Origin of the sequence: Psychrobacter piscatorii (genome assembly GCF_001444505.1) — a bacterium.
Lineage (GTDB): Bacteria > Pseudomonadota > Gammaproteobacteria > Pseudomonadales > Moraxellaceae > Psychrobacter > Psychrobacter piscatorii_B.
Genome location: NZ_LNDJ01000063.1, coordinates 76361 through 87006, shown reverse-complemented (window position 1 = coordinate 87006; position 10646 = coordinate 76361). Strand labels below are relative to the sequence as shown.

Genomic DNA, 10646 nt, shown 5'->3' with positions numbered 1-10646 from the left:
AATCACCTCAGACTTATAAAGCCCGTTAACCGTTTCAGCCAGTGCGTTATCGTATGAATCACCAGTCGTGCCGACCGAGGCAATGATGCTAGAGTCCTTCATCTTATCAGTATAACGAATGGATAAGTACTGAACCCCGCGATCACTGTGATGAATCACATCTTTGGGGTTGTTCCTGTCTGCAATGGCTTGATTAAGCGCTGCCATTACCATATCGGTATTCATGCGATTAGAAACTTTCCAGCCAACAATAGCGCGAGCAAACACATCAATAATAAAAGCGGTGTAAACCCAGCCGCTTATCGTCTTGATATAGGTAAAGTCTGCCACCCACAGCTGGTTAGGACGATAAGCGCTAAAGTTACGATTGACTAAGTCATCAGCGCGCTTTTGGTCGTCACGGCTGTTGGTGGTAATCTTGCCTTTGCCACGCCAGACGCCTTGTAGGCCATACTGCTTCATTAATCGCTCTACGGTACACCGAGCAACCTTTAACCCGTCAGCTTTCATCTGCTGCCATACTTTACGCGCACCGTAACGGCATTTGCTGTCCTGCCAAATACGTTTAATCTCGCTGAGATAATAGTCGTCATGCTGACTGCGCAGTGAACGCTTGTGTGGGTTGTCGCTTAAGTCTTGAGCACGATAATAAGTTGACGGGGCAATCGGTAATACTCTACAGATCAGCTCGACCCCATAATTATTCTTATGATCGTCGATGAAGTGAATCATGATTTTAGTCAGCGGTCGAGCTCCGCCTGGGCGAAAAAAGCGGCAGCCTTACGTATAATCTCATTGGCTTGCTTGAGCTCTCTGTTTTCGCGTTCAAGCTCCTTGATGCGCTCTTTATCACTTTGCGCTTGCACCGATGCAGGAATAGTTTGATCGATGTGTTTTTTATGCCACGACCGCAGAGTTTCAGGCGTGCAGCCAATCTTAGGGGCAATGGCTTGAATCGCTGACCAGGTAGAGGGATAGTCATTTGCTGCTTCAATCAGCATGCGAACGGCGCGTTCTTTAATCTCAGGAGTGTAGTTTCGTGTTTTCATTGTCGTATTCTCTCAGAATGTTGAGTCTCCGACAATCCCGGGGCGGTTCAATCAAGCTCATCTAAATTTATTTTATATTTCTGCTGCCACATAATACCATCAATTAGGTAGTTATCAGGCTGATGTATCAAAGGGGCATGTTGAAGAAAACTCATTTGTATCTTTTGAAGAGGTCTAACACTATAAGTCCCATGTATGTTTCTATACATTACCTGATTATGATTTAGCTCAGCTCCAGCTAGATTAGACACTGGACGGTACCAACGTCTAGTGCTTATACATTTCCCAGCTACACAATGCTCTCCATGTTTAACTGACTTGGCCAAAATGACGATTTGTACAGATGGCATATTGCATCCTTGTTAATATCTTTTATTATATTTTGTTAATATACATAGAGATGACCTAAAATCCAAGTTAAATTTAACAATTGTTTGTTTCTTTGTCTATATTGAGTAGTTTGCATGTCTGGACAACTCTACTTTGGTCTTATTTTCTATTCCTGAACTAACCAAAGTATAGGCGAAAGGCAGAGTTGGATATCTACAAAGACGCCCTAACCTAAACAAACTCCCTCTCAACATTCATCAACCGTGCATCCACCGTACGTTCTAGTTTTTCCTCAATCTGGCTACATTGCGACTCGACCTCACGTTTGGATAGACCGACAATCACAAACGTCCACTCACTGGCGTCATGCCGATCGCGCGCGCCGCTCTCACATACCGCGACGCTTGGCGTATTGCCAAAACGTGCGTGCAGGCCGCCCATACGTTGGCGTTTTTCTTTTAATGAGCTACAGCCAGGTAACGAAAAGGTCAAAGTTAGAATGACGATATGCATTTTATTCTCCTTGTGACAGTGGTTTACGCTTTATAATAGTAGCAAATCAATAGCGCAAGTTATGCTATCTTTACCTCTATCCATATCGATATCGCAGCCAATATGCATATTCCTCCAATGACTTCTATCAGCTACGTCAAGCAGCAGCGCATCACTCGACTCTGCGTGCGCTGCGGCTTACTCCTTATGCAGTATGGCGCTGAGTCTGCCGTGGTAGTGGACTTATCGAAGCGTTTGGGATTTGCATTGGGAATGAGTAGCGTCGAATGTTCGCTGAACTTCAATGCCATTACCCTGACGACTATCTGTAATGAGCGCTGTATCACCACCACCCGAGATACGATCAATCAGAGCATCAATGTCAATTTACTCGTACAAATCCAGCAAATCGTCAATAAAACCGAAGCCACTGTCGATCGCAATGAGTTGATTGACCGCACAACGCTTGCGTTTGATGAGTTGGATAAAACGGTATATCCGACATGGCTAGTCAGTATATTTGTTGGTGCGTCATGTGCGGCGTTTGCTTATTTGAATGGTGGCAGCTGGTCGATTACGGCGGTGACCTTCATCGCGGGTATGGTAGCGATGTTTACTCGTATCTATTTGTCCAAGCACCACTTTAACCCTTTTATCACCGTTATTGTGACGGCTTTTATTGCATCCTTAATTGGCGCGACGACTTATTATTTTGATATTGGCAATAATGCCGATATTGCGGTGGCCTCTAGCGTGTTGCTGCTGATTCCAAGCTTTCCGCTGATCAACTCCTTATCCGACATCTTAAAGGGCTATGTCAATATCGGTATTGGACGTGCGGTTTTTACTTATATGCACACTTTGTCCGCCTGTGTGGGCATCGTGATGGCGCTGGTGTTACTACGCATACAGCACTGGGGGTTTTAGATGTGGTTTATTGAGACCGTTGTGCTGTCTTGCATCATTACCCTTGGCTGGACGCTGATGTTCAGCGTGCCCAAACGCTATATTTTGCCGTGTCTGCTGATGACGGCGTTGGGCTTTGGGTTAAAAACGGCGCTGGTCTATCAGCATGTTCATCTGGTGATCGCGAGCTTTTTTGGGGCAATGCTCGCCAGCTTTTTGGGCGTGTATTTTTCTAAAAAATATACCTTACCACCCAAAGCTTTAATTTCACCCAGTGTCATTTGTATGATGCCGGGTATCGCCGCTTATAAAGCGATGGTGAGCATGGTGCAGATTGGCTATTTTGGCTATTCAGATGAGTTATTTAGCCAAATGATGGTGTATTTATTCGAAGCCTTGTTTGTGACCTCAGGATTGGTACTGGGCTTGTCCATTCCTGGGCTATTGTTTTATCGACGTCGCCCTATCGTATAGATGGTGGTCAATTTTAGTCATTGGTTTAGTCATTGGTATGGCTTGATTAGTTACCTAAAACCCACTCATCATTGACTTGATAGACTTTAAAGCTGGTTCTATTGGTACGGCTATTGCCTGCGATAGTCTGGGTGATATCAGCGGTACACATATAGGTATTTTCACCGCCAGCCTCATCACAATTGATGTCCTCGACGCTTTCAAGCTTGGGCATCATGCCCTCCATCATACCGCTCATGGCTTTTGCCATTTCATCATTGCCTGCATTGGCCATTGCATCATTCATAATGCTATTGGCCTGTTCGTATTGCGCGATGACTAACTGCTCCACCGTATCGTCAGAAGGTGCATTAGAGCAGCCGACAAATAATGGAGTCAAAAGACTAATCATCATCAATTTTATTAAATGTGGCACAGTAACCTCAATGTTGTTTAAATGTTACTTGAATGATACATGATTATTACTTAACGCCCAACTGTATTTATCGATATTTGTCTATCTACGCTTATAGGCACGTCGTGTTTTGATAACGCTTTGGGATATATCAAGTGGTAGTTTTGGACACTCAATGCAGACAGCACAATCCTGATGCTGCTATGATGCAGGTAATAATGACTATTGAGAGATGACTGTGTGGCAGGTGTATTTGTTTATATTACTGATTGGTATTGGCATCATGACGTTGGCAGCGAGTTTATTGTTTTTGTTTGCTTATCTTATGTCTGACGACCCTGCCACGCGCTTGCCCGCCTTTAATTGGTTTAAGCGCTTAATCATTGTGGCATTTATCTTGTTGAGTATTGGTCTATTTATGACCTTTGGGCATTTTTGGGGGCCATCAAGATAGGGGCTATGCACTGACCCTTTTTTCTAGTTCTAATAACTCTAAATCTTCACGTTTTGGCTCACCATTATTACCATCATTTGGGAACGGTATTTTATTACCATTTAACTGATAGCCACGGCGCTGATAGTAAGCCAAAAGCTCAGGTCGATGGCTCAAGATTGACATGGTTAAGCGTGCAGGCTGTTTATCAGTGCCATTTTCAGTTGATAACAGATGTCGTGTGGCAAAGGTCTCGGCAGCCTGTAGTATGACATTGCCAACGCCCTGCCCTTGCAGTTCAGGATGCACCGCAAACATACCGATATAGGCTTTTTTGTTTGAGTTGGCATCAGTTTTTATATCGACAGCGATACAACCAAGTATTTCACCTGTCTCTTTTGCATCACGCTCACCTGTCGTGGTTTTTGGATAGACAAACAGATAGTGTGTGGGATTATTAATCGTACTCGCCAGCTCCTCTGGCGTGATACGGATACCGCCGACTAAGTCAGCCTCATTGGTCCAGCCCGCTGTCTCTCGATAGCAGCAGTTTAATAATTGCTCAAGTGCACCAATATCACTCGCGTCAGCCTGACGTAAAAATACGGCATCTTTGCTCAAATTACTTTTATTCATATTATAGTGTTCCTTTTTTATTTATAAAAAAACTGGCCTAGTTTCCTAAGCCAGCTTAAATACTAATACTTATCTGTCTATAGTACTAGCGCGATAATGCATGCGCCTGGTCAATCATATCAAACCCTGCGTTAAGCTGTGCGCGCGTTGGTGCATGACCACGGCGCAGCAGCTCGGAGAAAGCAACCAACTCTTTATCGCGTCCAAGCGTACTTGCAGCACTCGCACGTGTGTTCTCGCCTTCGTCATCGAAATAATATTCGATATAGTCGAGCGTATCTGGCGTACCAAATAGGATATTGTGATCGGGCGTTGCCGCATGACCGCTATAGCGTAGGCTTTTGCCATATTGCATGGTCCAAAAGAAGGGAATGCGCGCTTCTAGAGAATCGACATTGTCATCGTTCAATATCGCAGCGGCTGTGACCATACCGTGTTGTAATGCAACGCGCCAGTGCTCAATACGCATACGACCCATTTGGTTGGTAGGTTTGGCAATATCACCGAGCGCATAGATACCATCGCGCAGCTGTAGATGAGCGTCAACTTGCACACCATCTGGATCATTGATCTCATGCAATATCTCTGTACGTGGTGACACACCTGTACCTAAGACCACAATATCAGCATCAATATGCTCGCCATTCGCCAACGTCACACCGCCTACATTTGAGAAAGCCTGATTATTGCTATCTCCATCCTTGTCCACTTGACGCTCAATCTTAGTGATTTCATTGACAGTCGCGTCAAACACAAAGTTAATGCCCTTCTCTTCATGTAGCTTAATTAAGGCATTACTCACCGTTTCTGAGACGATATTGCTCATCACACGGCTGCCTTGTCCAATCACGGTAATAGAAGCAGTCGTGCCTGCTTGTGCCAATGCCGAAGCGGTCTCCATACCGATAAAACCTGTACCGATAATCACCATGCGCTGGTCATGACTGGCCGCTTTGATCAATTTGGCATCTGCCATACTACGCAAGGTATAGACGCCGTCTATATCTGCTCCTTTGATAGGCGGAGTGATCGGCGACGCCCCTGTTGCCACCACTAAGAAGTCCGCTGTCTGCCGCGTGCTGTCGCCGTTTTCATTTTCTATGACAATGGTCGCCTCATTGGGCAATACTTCGCTGACCGTTTGATTCAGGTGCAGATCAATATCGTTGCTACTCGCCCAATCTGATCCGCCCAATAATAGCTTATCTTCATCAATGTTCCCTGCCAAAAATGCTTTCGATAATAATGGGCGGTTATAAGGAGCTTTGTCATCTTTGCTAATCATGGTGATTTTGCCGCCATAGCCACCTTGGCGCAACTGATGCGCGGTCATAAACCCAGCACCGCCGCCACCTACGATAATGGTGTGAGTGTCCGTCAATTTGTCGTTTTCTATCGGCTTGTTTATCTTAGCTGAGGTATCAACCGTCACATTGTCACCGTCATTGATAAGCTCATACTGCGTCAGACCCTCTGTCGCTATCGGTTCTAGAAGCGACCCATCGCGGCTATCAAAACTTGCATGATGCCAAGGACAAACCACTCGATGACCGCAGCGTAACCCATCACCCAAATCTGCACCCGCATGTGGGCATTTACCATCGAATGCACGGAACTCATCGTCATCACGAGTGATTAAAATGATACTATCGTCGTCTTGCTTGTACGATTTCATTCCGCCATTTGGAATATCCGATTTTGTTATCGTGACTGTGTTGATCATCGCCTTGGTCATAATGCTTCCTTAACAGTTATAATGACTTCCTGATGACAGCGAGTTGAAAATGACCATAACAAACCAGACAAATTCAACTTACCTTATTATTTTTAGCGTTCTATAGATTGATAGTAGCAAGACCATTTGACACACGATGTTTTTTTGTATGCTTGCTGCGTTGCAAAACGTAATTGCGCCGTTTTTATCAGCGTCTTTGCTATCTCCATTTATTATAAATAAACACAATAAAAGACTATTTTATGACTCCTCAAGACACCTCTAACGATATTGAAAACAACTCTGCTCCTCAGTCCGTCTTAGATAGCGACTCAGATAGTGACTCAGATAGCGATACAAATAATCAGGCTGCCGACAGTTTTGATCTCAGTGATATTGATATTGCCGCTGTCACTGACCCTACAAACTTACCGCAGCCGAGTCGTCCACCGATAAAGCAAGCTACTTATAAAGCAAATGCCACAGACTTTGTGGTCAATGAAATATTACCGCTAGAGTTCACCGACGAAGGTGAGCATCTATGGCTGCATATTAAAAAACTAGGCATGAACACCGCGTATCTGGCAAAACTGTTGTCAGAGTGGGCAGACATACCGCTGCGTGATGTCGGTTACTCAGGACTGAAGGATCGTCATGCGGTGACGACCCAGTGGTTTAGCCTGCGTATACCCAAAAAGCAGTTGCCGCCTACGGAGTTTGCGCCGATAGATATTGGCGAGCATGAATCTGTCGTTATTCTGGCGCAGCACTGGCATAATAAAAAGCTCAATCGCGGTACCCACCGTGCCAATCAATTTATCATTACCTTGCGTGATATTGAGTTTACGAATGATGATGAAAACACTGAATCAACTGAGCAATCGTTATCTACTCAGCAGACGGCTAAGCAACGCGTCGAGGAGCATCTAGCGCATATCGGTAGAACGGGTGTGCCTAACTACTTTGGCCCACAGCGTTTTGGTCGTCAGGGTAATAATGTCAGAGAAGCGTTGTCGCTATTTGCCCGTCCAGCGCGCGAGCCAAAGCCGCAACCCAAAAAGAGCAAACGCAAACGTGCCCCGCGCGAGCAAAATACGATGGAATTGTCTGCTGCACGTAGCTTGATATTTAATGAGATATTGGCAGCACGGGTACGCGATGGTAGCTGGAACACTGGCCTAGCAGGCGAAGTGTTTAATTTAGATGGTTCGGGGTCGATATTTACTAGTGAGGAGATAGACGATACGTTACGCGCTCGTATGAGTAGCGGCGATATCCATCCAACTGCCGTATTGTGGGGTACAGGTAACGATAAAGTCAGTGGCAGTGCAGCCGCGTTAGAAAACGAAGTTGTACAACACAGCCCATTACTCATGCAGCTAGCAACGGGATTGGAACAGCGTGATATCAAAGCGCAAAGACGCCCGTTAAGACTGCCTATTGAGCAATTAAGCTGGGAGTGGTCGGATGAGCAGATATTGGTATTGAGCTTTACGTTGACCACTGGTAGCTTTGCCACAAGCGTGCTCGCAAGTTTGGTTCAGCAGATGGATTCATGATTGAGTTATTGATAGCGCAGAGGGGCAGCTAGCGGTTTTTGTAGAGTGAATGGATACTACCATTTTTTTCAGCAAACATATGGTTGGCACTGACGACTTGATTGCGTCCACGGTGCTTGGCTTCATAAAGAGCCTTATCTGCTGTGCTAATCAAACGTTGGCAGATGTCGCCAGGCAGTTTTTGCATGAATGCCATTTGGCTCTCAGCGCGCTGAGTGGCAATCGGCTTGATAAGAGGTGATGCACTTGATTGAGACTGGGCTTTTTTTGCCAAAATAGATTTATAGTTTTTGGCAATGCAAGCTCTTTCTTGATGGGTCAAGGTATACAGCCCAAAACTCGCTGTCACGCTAAAATCAAACACATCACCGATATTGATGATATGCTCAGCAATACTAAGCCGTAATTGTTCAGCAATCACCATTGCACTATCGTGCGACGTATCTGGTAGCACAACCAGAAACTCCTCACCACCGTAACGGCTAATGATGGTTTCATCTGATAACGACTGCAATAGCGTCTGCGATATTTCGATCAACACTTGATCCCCCACATCGTGGCCATAGTTATCGTTGATGCGTTTAAACCAATCCAAATCAAAGAGCATCACGCTCAAATCCTGATTGTCTTGTACCGTTGACAACGCATACTTCATTTTTTTTAGACCGTAGCGACGGTTTTTTAATTGAGTAAGCTCATCTTGATTGGCATGTCGTAAGGTTTCTTGCCGACTATCATCCAAAACCAATAGCAAAGCACGAAATATATAAACGATAAAAATCGCTTTCGGGAATGCTAAATACAAGTGGGTTGAGCGCCAAAAAAAAGCTGATGAACGCTGTATCTCAGTGATACTATCCCAACTTAATACATTGTTTTCAAACGCTGAAGCAGCAACGGCATTTTCAACCGCCATAATCTCGTTGTAAGTCAAATAATTATGAGTTTCTAGTAACGGGTGGATAACGGTCAACTGACGCAGATTGGGTAAAGTGATACCAAAATAAGGCGAGGTAATGGCCAATAACATAAGTATGATTTGTAGCCAAAACATGCGCCAAGCATAGCGGCGTTTGATGAGCATCATGCCAAGCATCGCACCGCCAACTAGCGATACTCCAGCAAACAAGCTGCTATAACCTATCACCACGATGATGGTAGCAATATAGAACGTATAAGTCAGCACTAATGCGATTTGCCATCTGTCTAAAATATCCCGCCTACTTCCAGAGTGCGGCAAATATTTGACCATACATAAGAAAAATAAACCCATTACGCTGATTCCCAGCCATAGTGGGTACAGATAGTGCATATTGACATAGGCATGGATCGCATCTTGTCGCCACCAAACGAACAGACACCACAGCCAATGCAAGGATATTTCCATGACAATAAATAACGCCATCAATGACGTCCTGTCAGCCGCTTGCCACTCAAAAATCATTTGAGAGAGCTTTTTGTATCCAAGATGAGAGACCGACACAGCCATAGATGGGCTACCGCAGAAAATATAAATGCACTGACTTTACAGGCATTGTGATCGAGTTAAAAGGCCGTTATACCTTTTATAAACTTTTCTAAATATCCCTTTAAGTGTTACAAGTTCTGTCTACATTATCAATCTGTTTTGTACATTTATTTATCAATCAGCAGTTTTTGAATATACAGTTTTGAGCGTCATGATATTCACATAAAAGACTCAGCCATCTTGGCGACGAAACACAAAAGTGACTAACCGCTAAAATATCCATAAAACATGATAAAACCATCAGACTAAGCAGGCGTGTTAAACAACTCCCAAACCCCTTGTTGGTCTTCATTTAAGATAGGCACATCCCCTAAGCGGCGCCACGGCATATTGCTACCATGAAAGTCACTGCCAATCGAGGTGACAAGATTGTGCTCGGCAATACTACGATCAACCATTCTGCGTGTGCTGATCGGTTCACTTGTGGCTGGTAGCTCACAAGCGTCACCGCCAAGCTGAGCAAACTCCCCAATCAGCTTGCGCACTCGTGTGGCCGATAGCTGATAACGCGTGGGATGTGCGAGCACCGCTCGACCACCACAAGCATGAATCAGCTCGATACCATGCTGCATCGTCAACGCCTCGATCGCCACATAAGCAGGCTTATTATCTGCCAAATATTTATCAAAGGCTTTTTGAACGGTTTTGACCTCGCCCCGCTCAAATAATACCTGCCCAATATGTGCGCGTCCAACCGCTTGTGGGTTGCCACCTGCCTTATCGAGTACGGCTTGCCACAACTCATCGAAATCTATATCCAGCAGCTCACTGAGCTTTTCGGTGATGCGCTGACCACGTGTGGCCCGACTGTCTTGTAGTTGCTGCAGAGTGGCATGCATCTTTTCGCGATCAGTAAAGTCCAGTCCCAGCACATGGATGATCTTATTGGTAGATTTGTTTTTGCCATAGCCACCGCTCAACGTATGCTCACAGCTGATTTCCACCCCATTGATCAGCTGTATATCATAAGCATTAGCGGCTTCTCTTGCCTCATCAATGCCTGCCAGCGTGTCGTGATCAGTCAATGCCAGTACATTGATGCCCGCTGCGTGCGCGCGCTTTACTACTTCAGTTGGTGCGTAAGTACCATCCGAACAGGTACTGTGACAATGTAGATCATATTTCATAAGA

The 10646-nt window shown here is 45.0% G+C and carries 11 protein-coding genes, 1 pseudogene and 1 other annotated feature; of the genes and pseudogenes, 4 read left to right on the top strand and 8 right to left on the bottom strand.

All coding sequences use genetic code 11. The features are described 5' to 3' along the window. The 3 genes and pseudogenes from AS194_RS06420 to AS194_RS06405 form a co-directional block, all read right to left on the bottom strand. Positions 1–1049: pseudogene (locus tag AS194_RS06420) on the bottom strand (IS3 family transposase); the annotation flags it as partial. Beyond that, positions 658–774, bottom strand: a sequence feature (AL1L pseudoknot). (Overlaps the previous pseudogene by 117 nt.) Before the next feature lie 47 nt (positions 1050–1096). Next, positions 1097–1399: a dual OB domain-containing protein gene (locus AS194_RS06410; protein WP_058024644.1), complete on the bottom strand. Its 303-nt coding sequence runs from the start codon at positions 1397–1399 to the stop codon at positions 1097–1099. 211 nt (positions 1400–1610) lie between these two features. Next, complete coding sequence (locus AS194_RS06405) at positions 1611–1892, bottom strand: DUF503 domain-containing protein (protein ID WP_058024643.1); 282 nt, start codon at positions 1890–1892, stop codon at positions 1611–1613. A 117-nt stretch (positions 1893–2009) separates the two neighbouring features. Between AS194_RS06405 and AS194_RS06400 the strand changes: the two genes are divergently transcribed. Together AS194_RS06400 and AS194_RS06395 are read left to right on the top strand one after the other, a co-directional pair. Next, the gene (locus tag AS194_RS06400) at positions 2010–2798 is read left to right on the top strand and encodes a threonine/serine ThrE exporter family protein (protein WP_058024640.1); all 789 of its coding nucleotides are present in this window, start codon (positions 2010–2012) and stop codon (positions 2796–2798) included. Continuing rightward, complete coding sequence (locus tag AS194_RS06395) at positions 2799–3251, top strand: threonine/serine exporter family protein (protein ID WP_058024638.1); 453 nt, start codon at positions 2799–2801, stop codon at positions 3249–3251. A gap of 46 nt (positions 3252–3297) precedes the next feature. Here AS194_RS06395 and AS194_RS06390 read toward each other — a convergent pair whose 3' ends face one another. After that, complete coding sequence (locus AS194_RS06390) at positions 3298–3630, bottom strand: hypothetical protein (protein WP_227511592.1); 333 nt, start codon at positions 3628–3630, stop codon at positions 3298–3300. Positions 3631–3877: 247 nt separating this feature from the next. Between AS194_RS06390 and AS194_RS06385 the strand changes: the two genes are divergently transcribed. After that, the gene (locus tag AS194_RS06385; RefSeq protein ID WP_058024636.1) at positions 3878–4099 is read left to right on the top strand and encodes a hypothetical protein; all 222 of its coding nucleotides are present in this window, start codon (positions 3878–3880) and stop codon (positions 4097–4099) included. Between the two features lie 3 nt (positions 4100–4102). Here the strand turns inward: AS194_RS06385 and AS194_RS06380 are convergent, their stop codons facing one another. Next, entirely contained in the window at positions 4103–4714 is a 612-nt protein-coding gene (locus AS194_RS06380) for a GNAT family N-acetyltransferase (protein ID WP_058024634.1), read from the bottom strand. 85 nt (positions 4715–4799) lie between these two features. Further along, positions 4800–6449: an FAD-dependent oxidoreductase gene (locus AS194_RS06375; protein ID WP_058024632.1), complete on the bottom strand. Its 1650-nt coding sequence runs from the start codon at positions 6447–6449 to the stop codon at positions 4800–4802. Between the two features lie 242 nt (positions 6450–6691). On the opposite strand from AS194_RS06375, the gene truD reads away from it, so the two are divergent. Next, positions 6692–7987: a tRNA pseudouridine(13) synthase TruD gene (gene truD / locus AS194_RS06370; RefSeq protein ID WP_083499622.1), complete on the top strand. Its 1296-nt coding sequence runs from the start codon at positions 6692–6694 to the stop codon at positions 7985–7987. A gap of 28 nt (positions 7988–8015) precedes the next feature. On the opposite strand, the gene AS194_RS06365 is transcribed toward truD, so the two are convergent. Beyond that, positions 8016–9392 (bottom strand): sensor domain-containing diguanylate cyclase, encoded by a 1377-nt coding sequence (locus AS194_RS06365; protein WP_227511591.1) that lies wholly within the window; start codon positions 9390–9392, stop codon positions 8016–8018. A 368-nt stretch (positions 9393–9760) separates the two neighbouring features. Next, positions 9761–10642 (bottom strand): PHP domain-containing protein, encoded by an 882-nt coding sequence (locus tag AS194_RS06360; RefSeq protein ID WP_058024628.1) that lies wholly within the window; start codon positions 10640–10642, stop codon positions 9761–9763. Positions 10643–10646 lie beyond the last annotated feature (4 nt).

Bases quoted from the DNA above. Each gene is read 5' to 3' on its own strand.
- AS194_RS06410 (WP_058024644.1), bottom strand. From the start codon at position 1,399: ATGCCATCTGTACAAATCGTCATTTTGGCCAAGTCAGTTAAACATGGA.
- AS194_RS06405 (WP_058024643.1), bottom strand. From the start codon at position 1,892: ATGCATATCGTCATTCTAACTTTGACCTTTTCGTTACCTGGCTGTAGC.
- AS194_RS06400 (WP_058024640.1), top strand. From the start codon at position 2,010: ATGACTTCTATCAGCTACGTCAAGCAGCAGCGCATCACTCGACTCTGC.
- AS194_RS06395 (WP_058024638.1), top strand. From the start codon at position 2,799: ATGTGGTTTATTGAGACCGTTGTGCTGTCTTGCATCATTACCCTTGGC.
- AS194_RS06385 (WP_058024636.1), top strand. From the start codon at position 3,878: ATGACTGTGTGGCAGGTGTATTTGTTTATATTACTGATTGGTATTGGC.
- AS194_RS06380 (WP_058024634.1), bottom strand. From the start codon at position 4,714: ATGAATAAAAGTAATTTGAGCAAAGATGCCGTATTTTTACGTCAGGCT.
- AS194_RS06375 (WP_058024632.1), bottom strand. From the start codon at position 6,449: ATGACCAAGGCGATGATCAACACAGTCACGATAACAAAATCGGATATT.
- truD (WP_083499622.1), top strand. From the start codon at position 6,692: ATGACTCCTCAAGACACCTCTAACGATATTGAAAACAACTCTGCTCCT.
- AS194_RS06365 (WP_227511591.1), bottom strand. From the start codon at position 9,392: ATGGCGTTATTTATTGTCATGGAAATATCCTTGCATTGGCTGTGGTGT.
- AS194_RS06360 (WP_058024628.1), bottom strand. From the start codon at position 10,642: ATGAAATATGATCTACATTGTCACAGTACCTGTTCGGATGGTACTTAC.